The 18,813-nt window shown below is 63.9% G+C and carries 21 protein-coding genes and 1 tRNA gene; 11 read left to right on the forward strand and 11 right to left on the reverse strand.

Annotated elements, in window-relative coordinates:
* Positions 1-373: 373 nt before the first annotated feature.
* From ACVOLV_RS06515 to ispG, 3 genes are all read right to left on the reverse strand, one after another.
* A complete protein-coding gene (locus tag ACVOLV_RS06515) occupies positions 374-1,021 on the reverse strand; it encodes a response regulator (protein ID WP_481553682.1) in 648 nt (215 codons plus the stop codon).
* Between the two features lie 316 nt (positions 1,022-1,337).
* Positions 1,338-2,027 carry a phosphatase PAP2 family protein gene (locus ACVOLV_RS06520; protein ID WP_481553683.1) on the reverse strand — a complete coding sequence of 230 codons (690 nt, stop codon included), beginning with the start codon at positions 2,025-2,027 and terminating at the stop codon, positions 1,338-1,340.
* The gene (gene ispG / locus ACVOLV_RS06525; RefSeq protein ID WP_481553684.1) at positions 2,008-3,273 is read right to left on the reverse strand and encodes a flavodoxin-dependent (E)-4-hydroxy-3-methylbut-2-enyl-diphosphate synthase; all 1,266 of its coding nucleotides are present in this window, start codon (positions 3,271-3,273) and stop codon (positions 2,008-2,010) included. The genes ACVOLV_RS06520 and ispG overlap by 20 nt, the downstream gene beginning before the upstream one ends.
* Before the next feature lie 82 nt (positions 3,274-3,355).
* Here ispG and ACVOLV_RS06530 point away from each other — a divergent pair, with 82 nt between their 5' ends.
* Together ACVOLV_RS06530 and ACVOLV_RS06535 are read left to right on the forward strand one after the other, a co-directional pair.
* The gene (locus tag ACVOLV_RS06530; protein WP_481553685.1) at positions 3,356-4,582 is read left to right on the forward strand and encodes an ATP-binding protein; all 1,227 of its coding nucleotides are present in this window, start codon (positions 3,356-3,358) and stop codon (positions 4,580-4,582) included.
* A complete protein-coding gene (locus ACVOLV_RS06535) occupies positions 4,579-5,145 on the forward strand; it encodes a response regulator transcription factor (protein ID WP_481553686.1) in 567 nt (188 codons plus the stop codon). The genes ACVOLV_RS06530 and ACVOLV_RS06535 overlap by 4 nt, the downstream gene beginning before the upstream one ends.
* Before the next feature lie 218 nt (positions 5,146-5,363).
* On the opposite strand, the gene pgi is transcribed toward ACVOLV_RS06535, so the two are convergent.
* From pgi to pcnB, 6 genes are all read right to left on the reverse strand, one after another.
* The gene (gene pgi, locus ACVOLV_RS06540) at positions 5,364-6,875 is read right to left on the reverse strand and encodes a glucose-6-phosphate isomerase (RefSeq protein ID WP_481553687.1); all 1,512 of its coding nucleotides are present in this window, start codon (positions 6,873-6,875) and stop codon (positions 5,364-5,366) included.
* Complete coding sequence (gene panD, locus ACVOLV_RS06545) at positions 6,872-7,252, reverse strand: aspartate 1-decarboxylase (RefSeq protein WP_481553688.1); 381 nt, start codon at positions 7,250-7,252, stop codon at positions 6,872-6,874. The genes pgi and panD overlap by 4 nt, the downstream gene beginning before the upstream one ends.
* 195 nt (positions 7,253-7,447) lie before the next feature.
* Positions 7,448-8,290 (reverse strand): pantoate--beta-alanine ligase, encoded by an 843-nt coding sequence (panC, locus tag ACVOLV_RS06550; protein ID WP_481553689.1) that lies wholly within the window; start codon positions 8,288-8,290, stop codon positions 7,448-7,450.
* Positions 8,287-9,102, reverse strand: a complete 816-nt coding sequence (gene panB, locus ACVOLV_RS06555; RefSeq protein WP_481553690.1) for a 3-methyl-2-oxobutanoate hydroxymethyltransferase — start codon at positions 9,100-9,102, stop codon at positions 8,287-8,289. Before panB ends, panC begins: the two co-directional genes overlap by 4 nt.
* Before the next feature lie 31 nt (positions 9,103-9,133).
* Positions 9,134-9,622 carry a 2-amino-4-hydroxy-6-hydroxymethyldihydropteridine diphosphokinase gene (gene folK / locus ACVOLV_RS06560; RefSeq protein ID WP_481553691.1) on the reverse strand — a complete coding sequence of 163 codons (489 nt, stop codon included), beginning with the start codon at positions 9,620-9,622 and terminating at the stop codon, positions 9,134-9,136.
* Positions 9,623-9,628: 6 nt separating this feature from the next.
* The gene (gene pcnB / locus ACVOLV_RS06565) at positions 9,629-11,011 is read right to left on the reverse strand and encodes a polynucleotide adenylyltransferase PcnB (protein WP_481553692.1); all 1,383 of its coding nucleotides are present in this window, start codon (positions 11,009-11,011) and stop codon (positions 9,629-9,631) included.
* Positions 11,012-11,052: 41 nt separating this feature from the next.
* Between pcnB and ACVOLV_RS06570 the strand changes: the two genes are divergently transcribed.
* Both ACVOLV_RS06570 and fdxA read left to right on the forward strand, forming a co-directional pair.
* A tRNA-Glu gene (locus tag ACVOLV_RS06570) sits at positions 11,053-11,127 on the forward strand.
* Between the two features lie 181 nt (positions 11,128-11,308).
* A complete protein-coding gene (gene fdxA, locus ACVOLV_RS06575; RefSeq protein WP_303750006.1) occupies positions 11,309-11,632 on the forward strand; it encodes a ferredoxin FdxA in 324 nt (107 codons plus the stop codon).
* A gap of 88 nt (positions 11,633-11,720) precedes the next feature.
* Here fdxA and ACVOLV_RS06580 read toward each other — a convergent pair whose 3' ends face one another.
* Positions 11,721-12,236, reverse strand: a complete 516-nt coding sequence (locus tag ACVOLV_RS06580; protein ID WP_481553693.1) for a hypothetical protein — start codon at positions 12,234-12,236, stop codon at positions 11,721-11,723.
* A 32-nt stretch (positions 12,237-12,268) separates the two neighbouring features.
* Entirely contained in the window at positions 12,269-13,162 is an 894-nt protein-coding gene (gene dapA / locus ACVOLV_RS06585) for a 4-hydroxy-tetrahydrodipicolinate synthase (protein WP_481553694.1), read from the reverse strand.
* Between the two features lie 95 nt (positions 13,163-13,257).
* On the opposite strand from dapA, the gene ACVOLV_RS06590 reads away from it, so the two are divergent.
* The 7 genes from ACVOLV_RS06590 to ACVOLV_RS06620 all read left to right on the forward strand — a co-directional run bounded on the left by ACVOLV_RS06590 (position 13,258) and on the right by ACVOLV_RS06620 (position 18,806).
* On the forward strand, positions 13,258-13,884 hold the full coding sequence (locus ACVOLV_RS06590) for a glycine cleavage system transcriptional repressor (protein ID WP_405051667.1): 627 nt from the start codon (positions 13,258-13,260) through the stop codon (positions 13,882-13,884).
* A gap of 77 nt (positions 13,885-13,961) precedes the next feature.
* A complete protein-coding gene (locus tag ACVOLV_RS06595; protein ID WP_481553695.1) occupies positions 13,962-14,441 on the forward strand; it encodes a peroxiredoxin in 480 nt (159 codons plus the stop codon).
* Positions 14,442-14,523: 82 nt separating this feature from the next.
* Positions 14,524-15,924 carry a PhoH family protein gene (locus tag ACVOLV_RS06600; protein WP_481534948.1) on the forward strand — a complete coding sequence of 467 codons (1,401 nt, stop codon included), beginning with the start codon at positions 14,524-14,526 and terminating at the stop codon, positions 15,922-15,924.
* A 5-nt stretch (positions 15,925-15,929) separates the two neighbouring features.
* Positions 15,930-16,421, forward strand: coding sequence for a hypothetical protein (locus ACVOLV_RS06605; protein WP_481553702.1), 492 nt, complete (start codon positions 15,930-15,932; stop codon positions 16,419-16,421).
* Positions 16,422-16,433: 12 nt separating this feature from the next.
* The gene (locus tag ACVOLV_RS06610) at positions 16,434-17,105 is read left to right on the forward strand and encodes a YoaK family protein (protein ID WP_481553696.1); all 672 of its coding nucleotides are present in this window, start codon (positions 16,434-16,436) and stop codon (positions 17,103-17,105) included.
* A gap of 34 nt (positions 17,106-17,139) precedes the next feature.
* The gene (gene thiD, locus ACVOLV_RS06615; RefSeq protein ID WP_481553697.1) at positions 17,140-17,949 is read left to right on the forward strand and encodes a bifunctional hydroxymethylpyrimidine kinase/phosphomethylpyrimidine kinase; all 810 of its coding nucleotides are present in this window, start codon (positions 17,140-17,142) and stop codon (positions 17,947-17,949) included.
* Complete coding sequence (locus ACVOLV_RS06620) at positions 17,946-18,806, forward strand: alpha/beta hydrolase family protein (RefSeq protein ID WP_481553698.1); 861 nt, start codon at positions 17,946-17,948, stop codon at positions 18,804-18,806. Before thiD ends, ACVOLV_RS06620 begins: the two co-directional genes overlap by 4 nt.
* Positions 18,807-18,813: the final 7 nt, after the last annotated feature.

The raw sequence follows: 18,813 nt of genomic DNA on the forward strand, positions 1-18,813 counted from the left end.
GCGTAAGCCGCGAAGCACGCAGATCATCAGATGGCACAGGCCTCTGCCGCTCCAGCAACGCCAGCTTCGCGGCTTACGCCGCTCCTACAACACCCAGGTCGGCATCTGGTTTTTTTGTAGGAGCGGCGTGAGCCGCGAAGCACATAGATCATCAGACCGCATAAGGCTTGGCGGCTTCAGTAGCGCCAACTTCGCGGTTCACACCGCTCCCACAAACAGATAGTCGCCAAGCCATTGTCAGACTGGACAATTGGCATGTGAGCATGGCCCGCTCAAACAAAAGGAGCACAGCGCTATCGCCATGCTCCTTCTGATGCGACTGCAGTTGAAGGGCGCTGTTCCCCGGAACAATGCCTGCCAGAACCCTCTCGACTCAAATCGCCCTGGTCGGATCACCAACGCCGTACTGAGCGGCCAACCGGGCCAACGCGATGTTGTCCTGCACGCCCAGCTTCTGGAACAAGCGCGCCTTATGGGTATTCACCGTCTTTGCGCTGAGGCTCAGGCGGCGGGCAATTTCTTCCTGGCGATGGCCCTGGATCAGCAGCAAAGCCACTTCCAGTTCGCGTGGCGAGAGCAGATCGAACGGCGATGCGCCGCCTTCCAGATTGGACAACGCAAGATTCTGCGCAATGCTGGTGGCCAGATAACGCTTGCCGATGGCAACGTCATGCACGGCGCGGATCAGCTCTTTCGAATCACCGCCCTTGCCTACGTAGCCGGAAGCACCAGCTTCCAGCAAACGCTTGGGCATCGGCCCGTCTTCCAGCACGGAGACGATGATTACCTTGGTGCCGTGATCACCCTTGACGATGCGTTCGGTGATCTCCAAACCACTCAGGCCCGGCAGGTGCAGATCGCAAAGCACGACGTCTGGTTTCAGACGGCGGATCTGCGGCAGCGCGGCATCTCCGCTGTCTGCTTCACCGATGACTTCTATCCCGGTTTGCCCCGAAAGAATCATCCGAATGCCCGTGCGCACTAGTGCGTGGTCATCGATAAGAAAAACGCTGATGGTCATGAAGGATTCCTCGCGACGAGGTGACAGTTGAAGCCTTGGGCGCGGCAAAATCCGAGCATGCGAGGCGACGGACCTCCCCCGTCCCTCATGGCAAGGCCATGTGTATTATCAAGCAGAAGTGGCCCAACTAGGCTCTATCGGACACCCACACGCAGGAAATGTATCTGTAGTTTTGAGCATCAGGATGATGCGGTTTATGCGCCTGCGGCTGGCGAGCTCACTATGCCGTTGCAGCCAATACTGTATCCATCAGGTCAATTCGTCCAATGACTTAGGACTTCTCTTACCTTTTCGACAATCCCAATTGCAATGCGCTTCACGGCGTCGGCAGGGACCAGCGCTGGCGGAACATCACCGTATACACGCCTGTCACCCAGATCATTGCGGCACACCAGCCACCGAGAATGTCCGAGGGGTAATGCACCCCCAGGTAAACCCGGGACAACCCTACCGAGACGACAAAACCGCTGACCAGCGCTACCACTGGCCAGCGCCAGCGCGTGCGCCAGGTCAAAAACACCAGGGTCAGCGCCAGCGTCATCGAACCCATCGCGTGCCCGCTGGGGAAGCTGAACGTGCTTTCCGGCGCAATCGATTCCCACAAACTGGGGCGTTCACGCTGGAAAATCTGCTTGCTGCCCAGGTTCAACAGCGCCGAACCGATGAACGCCGTCGCCGCAAATGCGGACTTGCGCCAGCGCCGCCGCAACAGCAGCACCGCCACGATCACGATATCCAAGGGGATGACGCCCCACTGGTAGCCGAGCTCGGACATCAGCACGAAGAAGCCGTTCAGGCCGGGCGTCGCCATCGCATGCATGCGCAGCAGCAGCGCAGCATCGAAGTGGAAGGCCTCCGCCTCATGGATCTCGTCGGCCAGTGCCACGAAACCCGCCAACGGCAGCAGAACCCCGATGAACAACACCACCAGCCGCCACGCATTGTGGGCGAGCCAGCGGCGCAGACCGGCAGCTTCGCTCCGGGAATCAACCGGAGCTTCGTGCATACCGGGTCTCGACATAGTCATCAATCAACGCCACGAACTCATGGGCGATGTTGTCACCACGCAAGGTGACTTTCTTTTCGCCATCAACAAACACTGGCGCAGCCGGGGTTTCGCCGGTGCCCGGCAGGGAAATGCCGATATTGGCGTGACGCGACTCACCCGGACCGTTGACGATGCACCCCATTACCGCAAGCGTCATGTTCTCCGCGCCGGGGTGACTGACGCGCCACACCGGCATCTTCTCGCGTACGTGGTTCTGCACCACCTTGGCCAGCTCCTGGAAGAACTCGGAGGTGGTGCGGCCACAGCCCGGGCAAGCGGTGACCATCGGCGTGAAAGCGCGCTGACCGGTGGTCTGCAGCAGCTCCTGGGCGACGATGACTTCCTGCGTGCGCGACTGGCCCGGCTCGGGCGTCAACGAGATGCGGATGGTATCGCCGATGCCTTCCTGCATCAGCACCGCCAGCGCCGCCGACGAAGCGACGATGCCCTTGCTACCGATGCCGGCCTCGGTCAGGCCAAGGTGCAATGCGAAATCCGAGCGCAGCGCCAGGTCCCGGTAGACGGCAATCAATTCCTGTACGCCACTGACCTTGGCCGACAGCACGATGCGATCGCGCGGCAGGCCCAGCTCAACCGCGGTCTCGGCCGAGTCCAGCGCCGAGCGGATCAAGGCCTCACGCAATACGCGACCGGCATCCCAAGGCTGCGCACGCTGGCTGTTCTCGTCCATCAGCTTGGCGGCAAGCGCCTGATCCAACGAGCCCCAGTTGGCGCCAATGCGCACCGGCTTGTTGTACTTGATGGCAAATTCGATCAGCTGCGCGAACTGGGTGTCTTTCTTCTTGCCGAAGCCGACATTGCCCGGATTGATGCGGTACTTGGCCAGCGCCTCGGCGCAGGCTGGCTCGCCTGTCAGCAGCTGGTGGCCGTTGTAATGGAAGTCGCCGATCAGTGGTACATCGATGCCCATCATCGCCAACTTCTCGACGATGCGCGGAATGGCCGCGGCCGACTCGGGGTTGTTGACGGTCAGTCGCACCATCTCCGAGCCAGCGCGCCAGAGCTCAGCCACCTGCTTGACGCTGGCAGCCACATCGGCGGTATCGGTATTGGTCATCGACTGCACCACCACGGGATTCCCGCCACCCACCTTGACGCCGCCAATGGCAACGGACTGGGTGATGCGGCGGGGCCACGAGGTAGCGTCGGTGGGCGGTGTTGGGCGGGTCACGGCGTCATGCATGGCCCATTTTAGCGCGCCAGCCGCCCCCACGGCATGAACCTTGGATTGCATGGTAGCCACCGCCACAGCATACGATTACGCCATGGAAACCCGAGACACCTCTTTTCTGCGCACGCTGTGCAGCCTGCGCTGGCTGGCCACCGCCGGACAGGCCGCCACCATTCTTGTCGCCACCTGGCTGCTGGGCCTTGAACTGCCGCAGGAACCGTTGTGGGCCGGCGTCGCCGTGCTGGCCCTGTTCAACCTGTACGTGCAGCTACGCGTGCATGACACCGACCCGGCCCCGGTCACCGCCTTCGGCCATATCCTGGTCGATGTCACGGTGCTGACCTGGATGGTGGGCTGGAGCGGCGGCATCGCCAATCCCTTCGGCTCGCTGTTCCTGATCCTGATCGCACTGGCCGCGTTGGCGCTGCCGCTGCGCTGGACACATGCCGTGGCCGCCGCCTGCGTGGGTGGTTATGCGCTGAGTGCGGTATTCGGCCTGCCGCTGGAAGGCGGTTACTTCGACACGATGAGTCTGCACCTGTGGGGGGCAGCGGCCAACTTTCTGCTGTCCAGTGTAGTGGTGCTGGTGTTCTCGACCCGCCTGGCCGCGGCCTTGCGCGAGCGCGAGAACCAGTTGGCGATGTTGCGCGAACGCTTCGTCCGCAATGAAGGCATCGTCGCCTTGGCCACGCATGCAGCTTCCGTCGCCCACGAGCTCAACACGCCGCTGGCGACCATGACCCTGCTCACCGATGACATCGTCGAACAGGGCGCCGCCACCCCGGAAATGCGCGACGACCTGGAAACCCTGCGCGGTCTGCTGGTGCAGTGCCGGGAGAAAGTGCTTGCACTGGCCGCGCCAGCCGATGGTGCAGGTAGTCGCGCGCCGGTATCCATCGCCAGCGTGCTCGAACAATGGCGGCTGGTGCGCCCGACCATCCAACTGCGACGCAACCCCGACGCGCCGCTGCAACTGAAGCTGGATCCAGGCATCGGCCATCTGCTGCAGGTACTGCTCAACAACGCCGCTGACGCCGGCGAACACGCCGGCCGCGCGCAGATCGACCTGGATATACGCATCCACGAGGGCCAGCTTTACGGCGAGGTGCGCGATTACGGCCCAGGCTTCAATGCCAATGACGCCGCCCTGCCCGGCACCTTGTTCAACAGCGGAAAAAGCAACGGCATGGGTGTCGGTCTGGCGCTGTCGCATGCCACCATTGAGCGCCTGCACGGCGAATTGTGGATGCGTCCGGCCGAAGGCCAGGGAGCACGCGTCGGCTTTCGTCTGCCGTTGAACAACATCGAGGTAAGTCCATGAATGCTCCCGCCACCCACGGCCTGCTGGTCGATGACGACCCGCTTTACCTGCGCACCCTGCAGCGCACCCTGGCCCGTCGTGGCATCGAAGCGATCACCGCTACCGACATCTCCAGCGCCATGCAGTTGGCCACGCAGACACCGCCAGCGTTCGCGCTGATCGACCTGAAGCTGGGCAGCGAATCCGGCCTGAACCTGATCCAGCCGTTGCGCGAGTTGCGGCAGGACATGCGCATCCTGCTGGTTACCGGCTATGCCTCCATCGCCACCGCGGTGGAAGCGATCAAGCTGGGTGCCGATGATTACCTGCCAAAGCCGGCGACGGTGCAGATGATCCTGCGTGCCTTGGGCGAAGATGACGAAGCCGGAGAAGAGCCAGAAGATGTCGAGCCCCCGGATGCGATGACGCCGATCAGCCGCCTGCAATGGGAGCACATCCAACAGGCGCTGCATGAAACCGGCGGCAATGTCTCCGCTGCAGCGCGCCTTCTGGGCATGCATCGGCGCTCATTGCAGCGCAAGCTGACCAAGCGGCCCAGCCCGGAGCGGGACCCGAACCGTTGACAGAGCAATGCTCAAAGCCTCTCTCCCGTTTGCGGGAGAGAGGTTGGGGTGAGGGCAGCTTTGGACGTCTGCTCCAACAGCAAGAGCTACCCCTCCCCAGCCCTCCCCTTGCCTTCGGCAAAGGGAGGGGGCAAAACAGAGCCCCTCTCCCACCTGCGTGGGGCACGAAAAAGCCGCGCATCTCTGCGCGGCTTTTTTCTGCAAGCGAAGATCTGCTATCAGCGCAGCCGCGCCAACAACTCCCGGGTCATCGGGTCAGCAATCTCCACAGCCTCACCCTGCAACGCCGGCAACAACTGGCTGGCCAACTGCTTGCCCAGTTCAACCCCGAACTGATCGAAGGCATTGATATCCCAGACCAAGGACTGCACGTATACCGCGTGTTCGTACATGGCGATCAACGCGCCCAACGACTGCGGAGTCAGCGCATCCAGCAGGATCATCGTGCTCGGGCGTCCGCCCGGGTACTGGCGGTGCGGGTCTTCGCTGTCCTGGCCGTTGGCCAGGGCTTCGGTCTGCGCCAGCAGGTTGGCCAACAAGGCCTGATGGTTGATCTCGTAGGGATCATCATTGCGCACGCAGCCGATGAAATCGGCCGGCACGATGCTGGTGCCCTGGTGCAGGGCCTGGAAGAAGCTGTGCTGCACATCGGTGCCAGCACCACCCCACCACACCGAAACGGTGTCGCCATCGACCGGACTGCCGTCGCGCTTGACCCGCTTGCCCAGGCTCTCCATCACCAGCTGCTGCAGGTAGGCCGGCAACAGCGCCATGCGCTGGTCGTAGGTCATCACTGCGTGGGTGGCGTAGCCCAACACATTGCGATTCCAGATATCGGTCAGTGCGTGCAGCACCGGCAGATTGCTTGCCAGCGGCGCACTGGCTGCATGCGCATCCATCTGCGCGGCGCCTTCCAGCAGCTGGCCAAAACGCTCGAAACCAATTGCCAAGGCAATCGGAAAGCCCACCGCCGACCACAGCGAGTAACGACCACCCACCCAGTCCCACATCGGCAGCACACGCTCGGCGGCGATGTCGAAGGCTTTGGCGGCGCGTTCGGGGTTGGCACTGACGGCGTACAGGCGCTCGCTGCCACCCAGCCAATCGCACAGGATGCGGCCGTTGAGCAGGGTTTCCTGGGTACCGAAGGTCTTGGATATCAGGATGCCGGCGGTAGTCGCCGGGTCCAGCGTCGCCAAGGTGCGCTGCATCGCTGCACCGTCGACGTTGGAAACGAAATGCACGCGAAAACGCGCACCCGATGCCGGACGCAACGCATCGGCAACCAGACGCGGCCCCAGGTCCGAGCCGCCAATGCCAACGCTGACGATATCGGTGACGTTGCTGGCTTCCAGCGCCTTGATCAAGCCGCCCATCTGCGCCTGCACCGCCACCGCTTCAGCGCGCGCAGCCACTGCAACCGGCGCATCGCTGGCGTCGCCGCGCAGTGCGCTGTGCAGCACCGCGCGATCTTCGGTGTGGTTGATTTTCTGGCCAGCGAACAGGCGTTGGAAACCGCCGGCGACATCACGCGCGGCGGCCAGTTCAAGCAGGGCATCCAAGGCCGCGCGGTCGTATTTCTGCCGCGCGAAGTTCACATACAACGGACCGACTTTCAGCGCCAGGCGCTGCACCCGGTCAGGCTCTGCAGCCATCAGCGAGGGAATGCCGGTGCCCTGCAGACGCTGGGCGTGGGCGTGCAATACGTCGAATCCGTTGTTGGTGATCATGCGGCCTGTGTGGGGATGCTGTCGTTGGTGTGGGAGATGCGGTTGTCGCCGTCAACGTAGACAAGCTTGGGCTTGAACGTGCTGGCTTCTTCTTCGCTCATGCCGGCGAAGGCAGCGATGATGATGATGTCGCCCACCTGTACGTGGCGCGCGGCGCCGCCGTTGAGCGAGATCACGCCGCTGCCGGCTTCTGCGCGCAGTGCATAGGTGGTGAAACGGGCACCGTTGGTCACGTCCCAGATGTGCACCTGTTCGAATTCGCGGATGCCGGTCGCCTGCAACAGGTCGTCATCGATCGCGATGGAGCCTTCGTAGTTCAGCTCCGAATGGGTGACGGTAGCGCGGTGAATCTTGGTCTTGAGCAGGGAGAGTTGCATGACAATGCCGAAACTGCGTGAGAAAGGGCGCAGTCTAGCACCGGCGCGCGCCCCTGCCCGCACCGCAACATGACCTTTCCAGCGACGCTCGCCCGGATACAGCAATGGCGCCACAAGGGCGCCATTGGTTGTCATGCGGGGACCTGCCGACGGACAAGCAAAGTCCGCCAGTTGCCCTATTCAGAACCCGCGGATTCAGAACTCAATGTTGTCGATCAGACGGGTATTACCCAGCTTCGCCGCCACCAGTGCCACGCGGGCACCTTCATGGCTGGCGCCCGGCTCGCTCAGATCGGGCATGCGCACCACCGCGTAATCCACCAGGTAGCCGGCAGCCTGCAGCTGTGCTGCGGCCTGCTGTTCCACCACGGCACGCTCGGCACCGCCCAGGTAGGCATCACGCGCGGCCAGCAGCACCTTGCGGATCAGCGTGGCCTGCGGCCGCACATCGGCGGTCAGGTACTGGTTGCGCGAGCTCATCGCCAGGCCATCGGCCTCACGCACGATCTCGCCACCGACGATCTGGATCGGGAACGCCAGGTCGGCCACCATCTGCTGGATAACCGCCAGCTGCTGGTAGTCCTTGCGCCCAAAGGCGGCCACATCCGGCTGTACCTGATTGAACAGACGACTCACCACCGTGCAGACACCATCGAAGTGCCCCGGGCGGTGCGCGCCCTCCAGCAGCGAACTGACACCGGGCACATGCACGTTGGCAGCCAACTCCACGCCAAACGGGTACATCGATTCCACCGTGGGCAGCCACAGCACGTCACAGCCGGCCTTCTCCAGGCCACTGGTGTCGGCCTCGGGTGTGCGCGGGTAACGGGTGAAATCCTCGTTCGGACCGAACTGGGTCGGGTTGACGAAGACGCTGGAGACCACCTTGTCGGCGTGCTCACGCGCCAGCTTCACCAGCGAGTAGTGGCCGGCGTGCAGATTGCCCATGGTCGGCACCAGCGCAACGCGCAGGCCCTCGCGCTTCCAGCCGCTGACAATGGCGCGCAGCCGGGAAAGTTCGGTAACGGTTTCGATCATGATGCGTAAGCGTGTTCTGCGTCGGGGAAGATGCCGGCGCGCACGGCGTCGGCATAGGCACGGACCGCACCGGCCACCGAGCCGCCTTCGGCAAGGAAATCCTTGACGAACTTGGGACGTCGGTGACCGCTGTCCAGACCGAGGAAGTCATGCAGCACCAGCACCTGTCCGTCGCAATCGGGACCGGCGCCAATACCAATGGTGGGAATGGTGATCTCAGCAGTGACGCGGCCGGCAATCGGGGTCGGCACGCATTCCAGCACCAGCAGGCTGGCACCGGCCTCGGCCACGGCCTTGGAGTCGTCCAGCAACTGCCTGGCAGCATCGCCACGGCCTTGCACGCGGTAACCGCCCAGGCGCAACACCGACTGCGGGGTCAGGCCCAGGTGCGAGCAGACCGGAATTTCGCGTTCGACCAGGTGACGGATGATGTCCAGCTTGAAGCCGGCACCTTCGATCTTGACCATCTCCGCGCCGGCCTGCAGCAGCTTGAGCGAGGCATCCAATGCGCGCTCGGCGGTGGCATCGGCACCAAACGGCAAGTCCGAGACCAGCAGCGCGCGTTCCAGCACGCCAGCTACTGCGCGGGTGTGATAAACCACATCGTCAACGCTGACCGGCAGCGTCGAATCATGCCCCTGCACCACCATGCCCAGTGAATCGCCGACCAGGATCAGGTCCACGCCATTGGCATCGAAGGCACGGGCAAAGCCGGCGTCGTAAGCGGTCAACATGACCAGCTTCTGGCCATTGCGCTTGGCCTCGGCCAATGCGGGGACGGTCCAAGGCTTGCTATCTGCGTGTGTGCTCATGTGGTCATAACGGTGGCTTATGAGCCGACCATTATCCCCCTATCGGGTCGATACCGCAGGTATTGATGCCTACCAATACGTCCCGCACTGTTCCATGGCCCGGAATCAGAGCCTCTGGCGCCACGTCGGCCAAGGGCAACAGGGCAAAAGCGCGCTGGTGCAGGAAGGGGTGCGGTACCTGCAGCCGTGGCAGGTCGATCACCTGCTGGCCATAGAGCAGCAGGTCCAGGTCCAGCAGCCTCGGCCCCCAATGCTGGCCCGGCTCGCGCACCCGCCCGAACTGCTGTTCGATCGCCAGCAACTGCTCCAGCAGCTGCGGCGCCGGCAGATCGGTCTGCAGCGCAACGGCTGCATTGATGAAGTCCGGCTGCGCCTCGTTGCCCCAGGCTGGGGTGCGATACAGGCGCGAGCTGGCCAGCAGCTGCACGCCCGGCAGCTGCGCCAGCACATCGATCGCCGAACGCAGGGTGGCAGGCGCGTCACCAAGGTTCGCGCCCAGCCCGATGCACGCTACAACCATCGCTGCTTACTCGCCCGCAGTCGCGCTGCCACCGCCAGGACGACGACGACGGCGACGACGACGCGGTGCCGCGCCCTCCTCCGCCTCGCCATCGGTATGCACCGAATCCAGCCCTGCGCCCACTTCGTGCCCGGCCTCGGCCTGGGCCTCGCGCCAGAACGCGATGTCTTCCTGATGCTCGCTGGAAGCGGCCTGACGCAGGGCCAGGAAATCGAAGGCCGCGCGGAAACGCGGATGGCTCAAGGTGCGCAGCACGCGCTTGCGCTGGCGGGTACTGAAGCGCGACTGCAGCAGCCAGATTTCCTGCATCGGCAGCGAGAAGCGCCGCGGCAGGGCAATCGTGCTCAGCTGATGCAGGGTCACCCGGTCGGCGGCACGGCGCTGCGCCTCTTCCGGCGCCAGGCCCTGCTTCTGCAGGCCGATCAGCGCGCGGCAGAAGGCCGGCCACAGCAGCAGCGCGAACAGGAAGGCCGGCGACACCGGCTCCTCGTTGGCGACACGCTCGTCGGTATTGCGCAGGCCTTCGATCAGGATGCGACGCAGCGCGCCGGTGCGGTTGCTCTTCAGCGCAGCCGCGCTTTCCGGGAACAGCACCGCCAGCAGGCCGTAACGCTCCAGGCCTTCAAAGCTGGCCACGCCATGCCCGGACAGGAACAGCTTGAGCACTTCTTCGAACAGACGGGCCGGCGCAGCCTCGCCCAGCAAGGAAGCAAGGCGCGGAATCGGCTCGGCGGTAGCCGCTTCGATCTCGAAGTTGAGCTTGGCCGCCAATCGCACCGCGCGCAGCATGCGCACCGGGTCTTCGCGGTAGCGCTGCTCCGGGTCGCCGATCAGCTTCATCCGGCGTGCCATTACGTCTTCAAAGCCGCCGGTGTAGTCGCGCACCGAGAAATCCTCGATGGCGTAATACAGTGCGTTGCAGGTGAAATCGCGGCGGACCGCATCGTCCTCGATGGTGCCGTAGACGTTGTCACGGACCAGCATGCCGTTCTCGACCTCGCGGTCGCCGCTGCCGTCATCGCTGTTGGCGCGGAACGTGGCTACTTCGATGATCTCGCGGCCAAACACCACGTGGGCGAGGCGGAAACGGCGGCCGATCAGGCGGCAGTTGCGGAACAACTGCTTGACCTGCTCCGGCGTGGCGTCGGTGGCCACGTCGAAATCCTTGGGGCGTCCACCTACTAATAGGTCGCGCACCGCGCCACCAACAAGATAGGCGCCGAAGCCGGATTCGCGCAGACGGTAGAGCACCCGCAGCGCATTGGGGCTGATATCCCGGCGCGAGATGGTGTGCTGGTCGCGCGGGATCACGCGGACGGTGAACGGCGTTGTAACTATGGAATTGATGTTGGCGCTTCCAGTTGGGTTTTCGGGATTGCCGAGTGGCAACCAGATGCATATACTAGCGCGCTCGCCAGACGCGACCAAACGCTCCCTTCGTCTAGTGGTTAGGACGTGGCCCTCTCAAGGCTAAAACAGGGGTTCGAGTCCCCTAGGGAGCGCCAACTCCGTCTGCGAAAGCAAAAGCCCCGCCCTGCGGGGTTTTTTGCTTTGTACACCTGCCAGCGCCCCAAGGCCCTGGCTCCGGCACGTTTCTTTGCGCCTGCAGCCAAGGCCAATGAGAATGCCCCCGCCCACCCCCTGCGTCCTGATCTAGAATTGCAGGGTTCAAAGCCGGACCCCACCATGCCTTTTGTCGTTACCGAAAACTGCATCAAGTGCAAACACACCGATTGCGTCGAAGTCTGCCCCGTGGACTGCTTCCACGAAGGCCCCAACTTCCTCGTGATCGATCCTGACGAATGCATTGATTGCACGCTGTGCGAACCCGAATGCCCGGTCAACGCCATCTTCCCCGAGGACGATGTGCCGGCCGGCCAGGAAGGCTATGCCGCGCTCAATGCCGAGCTGGCCAAGGCCTGGCCGGTACTGACCGTACGCAAGGACCCCCCGGCCGATGCGGCCGAGTGGGACGGCAAACCAGACAAGCTGAAGCTGCTGGAACGCTGAGCCGCCGCATAGCCAGCCCAACAGCCAGCCAATGAAAAGGGCGCCTGCTTCCGCAGGCGCCCTTTTTTTCTTGCAGAACCGCGGCCTATCAGCCAGCCAGCTTGGCCTTCAGCGCTGCGATCAGCTTGGTCGCCGCTGCATCGGTGGCCGGCATGCCGCGCGGATCCACTGCCGAGACGTAGGCACCGGCATCAACTGCCACCACGCGGACCAGGAAGTTGCTGCCTTCGAAGGCCACATCGTAGGAGCCCAGCAGCTGTGCACGGCTGGCGATGGTCACGCCTTCAACGCCGGCCAGTGCATCACCGACCTTGCCGAAGACCTCATCGCGGCTGCCGCTGACGGTGAAACCGCTCTGCGACGAAGCTGCGGTAGCGGCCGAAGCAGCCGCCGGCTTGATGGCCGAGGCCAGGGCCGGGATCGGTGCCGAGCCAGCGGTGTTGGGCTGGTTCAGATCCGGCGGCACTTCCAGCGGGCGCGCTTCCGGGGCCAGGGCGTAGTCGCCGCGCGCACCGCGCTTGAAGAAACAGCCTGAGGTAGCCACGGCAGTGACCACGCCCAGCAGCACCAGTGAGAACACGCGAACGGTAGAGGTTTGACGCATGGGTGAATCTCCAGAGTTCAAAGGCCGCCAGATCAGCGGCTGGATAGTTCTTCCAACGCACCCACGTCAGCGGCCAGATGATCGGCATGTGCGTGGTGAGGCGCAGAAAGCGGAAGCAGCGGCAAGCGCAGCCCCTGACCGATGCCAATACGCTGCAACAGCGCCTTGACCGGAATGGGGTTGGACTCGACACCGCAAAAATCGTGGTACGGCTCAAGGCGGGCATCCCAGGCCTCGGCTGCCTCGTGCTGACCAGCGCGGGCCAGATCGCACATGGTGCGGTAAGCGCCCGGCAACACATTGGAGCCGACCGAAACCAGACCATCGGCACCGGACAGCATGGAACGGGCGGCCGTGCCGTCGTCACCACTGAGGATGCTGAAGCTGTCGCTGCGCAGTTCCAGCAGCGCCTTCAGGCGGGTGGTGTCAGCCACCGCTTCCTTGATGCCGATGATATTCGGATGCCCGGCCAACTCGGCGACGGTCTCCGGCAGCAGGTCGCAGCCGGTGCGCCCGGGCACGTTGTACAGCACCACCGGCAAACCGCCCTGCTCGGCTACGGCCAGATAATGCTGGCGCAGGCCCTCCTGGGTGGGACGCACATAGGGCGGAGTGACCACCAACGCATGGGTAGCGCCATTGGCGGCCGCGCGTTTGGTCAGGGCAATGGTCCTGGCCGTGCCGGACAGACCGGTGCCAGCCAGCACCGGCACCTTGCCGCCAAACACGGCAAGGGCGCTGCGCAGCAGGCCATCGTATTCATCGTCGGACAGGGTCGAGGCTTCGCCGGTGGAGCCAGCTACCACGACACCTTGCACCCCGGCCTTGAGCTGCAGGGCCAGCAGGCGCTGCCAGGCGTCGGGATCGAGTGCGCCATCAGCCTTGAAAGGCGTCGCCAGCGCGGTGATGAGACCAGATATGGACAAAGGGTCAGTCGCTCTTCGTGGGGGTAAAGAAGCCCGCCGAGCGGCGGGTTCGTGACCGAAAGCATGTTACTTGCCGGTCGAAAGCACGGGCAAGTATGCTGGACACCAGCGAACAGCCCCCAAACGGTGTTGTTCAGACTCATCTAGCACCCGGAACCACCTTGACCGACACCACGCCGCGGCCGCTGCCGACCGAAAACCACCTCCTGATCAACGCCTATACGACGCATCCGGAGTCCCCCCTGCTGTCCGTCACCCGTCGAATCGCCGACAGCGGCTGCAACCTGGTCGATGCCCGTCTGTCCACGGTAGGCCGCGATGTCTCGGTGACCACTCTGGCCACCGGCTCCTGGGACGCCGTCGCCAAGCTCGAAGCCATGCTGACCCGGCTTGAGCGCGAAGAAAGCCTCAAACTGGTGTGGTACCGCACTGCCGCCAAGCAGGCGCAGTCCAACCTGCTGCCGTACATCGTCGAAGTCGTTGCCGCCGACAAGCCCGGCATCCTGTTCCAGCTGGCCGATTTCTTTGACCGCCAGGGCATCACCATCGAGAACCTGCAGAGCACCCGTTACCAGGCCATGCAGACCGGCGCGGAAATGTTCTCCGCGCAGATCACCATTGGCGTACCGTCCAACATGCACATCGCCGCCCTGCGCGACGACTTCCTCGAGTTCTGCGACCACCTCAACCTGGACGCGATCATGGACCCGATGAAGTTCTGAAATTCGCGCGCCCATCACAGGCGCGCTGCGTTTCATGTAATTGCAATCGAATACCCCCAGGCTCCGGAAAGGATCTGATGAACATCGGCGACACCCTGGACCGAAACACCCTAGCACTGCCACTGGCCCTGTCCGGCGGCACCACCAGCAGCCTCGGCGAACTCGCCGGCCAGTGGCTGGTGTTGTACTTCTACCCGAAGGACAGCACCCCCGGCTGCACCACCGAAGGCCTGGACTTCAACGCCCTGCTGCCCAAGTTCAAGCGCGCCGGTGCACAGGTGTTCGGCATCTCCCGCGACTCTGTGAAGTCGCACGACAACTTCTGCGCCAAGCAGGGTTTCAAGTTCCCGTTGATCAGCGACAGCGATGAAGCGCTGTGCAGCGCCTTCGACGTGATCAAGATGAAGAACATGTACGGCAAGCAGGTGCGTGGCATCGAACGCAGTACCTTCCTGATCTCTCCTGACAGCCAGCTCGTGCAGGAATGGCGCAAGGTCAAAGTCGCCGGCCATGCCGATGCCGTGCTTGAAGCACTGAAGGCCGCTCAAACCAAGTGACCCACATCCCGTTCCAACCCACGTCATCGCCCTGCCCTGCAGGTGCGATGGCGTGACCCTGTCCCGCCACCAGGAATCGACGATGACCCGAGGCAAGCGCATCTACGTACTGGATACCAACGTGCTGATGCACGATCCAACCGCGCTGTTCAAATTCGAGGAACATGATGTCTACCTGCCCATGCAGGTGATCGAGGAGCTGGACAACGGCAAGAAGGGCACCACCGAAGCGAGCCGTAATGCCCGCCAGGTGAGCCGCTTCCTCAACGAGCTGATCGAACAGGCCGGCATTGGCAGCGTACAGAACGGCGTGCCGCTGGCACGACCCAAGGGCCTGCAGCTGCGCGGCGCACAGAGCGCCGGCAACCTCTACTTCCAGACCAGCCACTTCGAGGCTGGCAAGAGCTTTGGCAAGGTGATCCCGGACAACGCCATCCTCGGCGCGATCCTGGCATTGAAGGAAGAACACCCGGAAACCCCGGTGGTGTTCATCTCCAAGGACATCAATCTGCGGATCAAGGCGGCCATTGCCGGCATCGACTCGGAAGATTACGAGAACGACCGCGCGCTGGACGATTTCAGCCTGCTCTACACCGGCGCCACCGTGCTGCCGGAAGATTTCTGGAAGAAGCACAGCGAAAGCCTGCGCAGCTGGAGCGACAAGGGCCGCACCAGCTACGAGATCCAAGCCGCCGACGACGAAGACTGGCATCCCAACCAGTACGCCTACCTGGCCGGCGATGACGAAGTAGAACTCAAGGTCAGCAAGGTCGAGGGCGATGGCCGCGTCACCTTGTCGGTGGTCAACGACTTCCGCCACGGCTCGCATTCGGTGTGGGGCATCACCGCACGCAACCGCGAGCAGAACTTCGCCCTCAATGCGCTGATGGACCCGGAGATCGACTTCGTCACCCTGCTCGGCACCGCCGGCACCGGCAAGACCCTGCTGGCCCTGGCCGCCGGCTTGGCGCAGACCATGGACACGCAGCGCTACCGCGAGATCATCATGACCCGCGCCACGGTAAGCGTGGGCGAGGACATCGGCTTCCTGCCCGGCACCGAAGAAGAAAAGATGACGCCATGGATGGGGGCGCTCACCGACAACCTGGAAGTGCTCACCCACAACCAGGACGGCGGTGCCTGGGGCCGTGCCGCCACCAATGATCTGCTGGCCAGCCGGATCAAGATCCGCTCGATGAACTTCATGCGCGGCCGCACCTTCCTGTCGCGCTACCTGATTCTGGACGAGGCACAGAACCTCACCCCGAAGCAGATGAAGACCTTGATCACCCGCGCTGGCCCCGGCACCAAGATCGTCTGCCTGGGCAACGTCGAGCAGATCGACACGCCCTACCTCACCGAAACCACCTCCGGCCTCACCTATGCGGTGGACCGTTTCAAGAATTGGCCGCACAGTGCACACATCACACTGCGCCGGGGCGAACGCTCGCGTCTGGCCGATTACGCTTCGGAGGTTCTGTGAAACATCTGCACACACTGTCCCTGTTGGCTGCAGCAACACTTGCTTTGGCAGCCTGCACGCCGTCGAACACGCGCCCCGGCAGCGTGCCGACGGCAGTCAAGACCGGACAGTCCTGGGTCGTTACCCGCCCCGTGGTCGCCGCGCAGGTGCTGGACACCTGCTCGCGCGACAGCCCCGCCAAACATGCCGGTGAAGTCACCGGCTACTGGGCCCCCAGCCGCGCCGACATCGACGCGCTGGAAAGCCAGTTGGCGCAGCTGCAACCCAGCATTGCCGAGCCGGCTTTATCCGGCCGGCAGTACGTGGGCTTCGAGTCCAACGGCAAGCGCCTGATCTACATCAACGCCTTCACCCTGCCCGACCACAGCGACATCAACCCGGCCCGCGAAGCGATCCGCGTCTGCGATGGCGGCGCGCAGTTCTGGGGTGCGGTATACGACCCACAGGCCGGCACGTTCTCCAGCATCGAGCGCAACGGCGCGCTGTCCAAGCCCTGATCCGGCGTCGGCATGAAGGTCCGCCTGCCCACCTGGGTCTGGATAGGTGCCATTGCACTGTCCTGCGTGGCCGGCATGGTCAACGCTGTTGGCTTCCTGGGCTTTGAACACCAGGCGGTCAGCCATGTCACCGGCAGCACCAGCCAGCTCGGCATTGCCCTTGCGCATGCCGACTGGCGCTCGGTCGGCCATTTGTGGGGCCTGCTGATCGCGTTTGCCCTCGGGGCCGTGCTCAGCGGGCTTATCATCCAGGACAGTACCCTGCAACTTGGGCGCCGTTACGGCGTTGCACTGGCGTTGGAATCGGCCTTGCTGCTGCTGGCGATTCCGTTGTTCAAGCAACAACAGGTCTGGGGCGCGCTGGCTGCGGCCATGGCCTGCGGGCTGCAGAACGCACTGGCCACCACCTTCAGCGGCGCGGTGGTGCGTACCACCCACCTGAGCGGCATGTTCACCGACCTGGGCATCGGCCTGGGCCACCTGCTGCGCGGCCGGCCGGTACCGATGCACCGGCTGACCTTGAGCGGCCTGATCATCGGCGGCTTCCTGGCCGGCGGCATACTCGGCGCCTGGCTGTTCACGCGCTGGCAGTACGACGCACTGCTTGTTCCCGCTGTACTGACCGGACTGAGCGGCCTGGGCTATGTGCTGTACCGGCAATGGACGCTTCGCCGGCAAGCCTGAAGCAGGCGCCGAACAAACCCTGCACAATCGGCAGATGAGTCCCTCCACGCCCGTTTCCGCCCTCACCATCGCCGGCTCCGATTCCGGCGGCGGTGCCGGCATCCAAGCCGACCTCAAGGCCTTTGCCGCCCACCGCGTGCATGGCCTGTCGGCAATCGCCGCGCTCACCGCGCAGCACACCCGCGGCGTCATCGCCGTGCACGTGCCGCCACTGGATTTCCTGCAGGCGCAGCTGGACGCCTGCTTCGAAGATTTCGACATCCATGCGGTCAAACTCGGCATGCTGGCCAATGCCGAGGTGATCCACCTGGTCGCCGATGTCCTCGAACAACGCTGCCCCACCCATATCGTGCTTGATCCGGTAATGGTCGCCACCAGCGGCGCCAAGCTGCTCGAAGACAGCGCCCTGCGCGCGATGCGCGAACGCCTGCTGCCACTGGCCACCCTGCTGACACCCAACACACCTGAAGCCGAACTCCTGCTTGGCCGCCGCATCGGCAATGGCGACGAGGCCGAAGATGCAGCTGCCGCGTTGATCGAAATGGGTGCCGGCGCGGTCCTGCTCAAAGGCGGCCACCTGCTGGAAGGCAGTCGTGTCATCGATCGGTACTTCGATGGTGTCAGCCGCGAAGAATTCAGCCACACCCGGCTGCCGGTGGATGCCCACGGCACCGGTTGCACCTTGGCTTCGGCCATCACTGCGCAACTGTGTTGCGGGTTATCACTGGCCAACGCCTGCGAAGCCGCCATCGATTACGTTGCGCGCGGCCTGCAGGGCGGCTATCACCCGGGCCGCAGCGAGGTGATGGTGCTGGATCACTTCGGCGCGGCACCTTCGGCATGAGTACGAGCCCCTTGCCTTTCAACACAACGGCGGCTCCAGTCACCAGTAGCGATGGCCACAGCTTCGTACTGCTGGCCTACCTGCCGGCCCGGCCCCGGGCCTGCCTGCTATGGCTGCCGGCGCTGGGCGTTGCAGCGCGCCATTACCAACTGTTCGCCGAGGCCCTCGCTGCCCGCGGCATTGCTGTCTTCCTGCACGAATGGCGCGGCAATGGCAGCAGCAACCTGCGCCCGGACCGCAGCCACGACTGGGGCTACAAGGAACTGCTGCAGCTCGATCTGCCAGCCGCCGAAGCGGCCGTGCATGAACTACTGCCCGGCCTGCCGTTCCGGTTGGGCGGACACAGCCTCGGCGGTCAGCTCAGCTGCTGTTACGCCGGCCTGCGCGATGCCGAACTCGACGCATTGTGGCTGGTCGCAAGCGGCACGCCCTGGTGGCGCAGTTTTCCGGCTCCGCGTCGCTGGTTGCTGCCCTTGGCGTATCGCTTCCTGCCTTGGCTTGCACAGCGCAATGGCACGCTGCCCGGTCGCCGCGTTGGTTTCGGCGGCACGGAGGCGCGCGGATTGATACGCGACTGGGCGCGCGTAGGCCTGAGCAACCACTACGCGGCGCAGGGAGTGGCCGCAGATCTTGAAGCTGGCATGCGCGGCATCACCGCAGCGACATGTGCCGTGGTGCTGGACAGCGATTGGCTGGCGCCGGTCAGCTCGATGCAACAGCTGCTGGCCAAGCTCCCAGCGTCGGCACGCAGTTTGAAAGTCTTGTCATCGCGTGACCTGGGCGCACGCGCGGACCACTTTGATTGGATGAAATCACCGCACAACGTGGCTTCGGCACTGATTCATCCCGAAGATTAAGAAATTT

Source organism: Stenotrophomonas sp. STEN023, assembly GCF_056760135.1.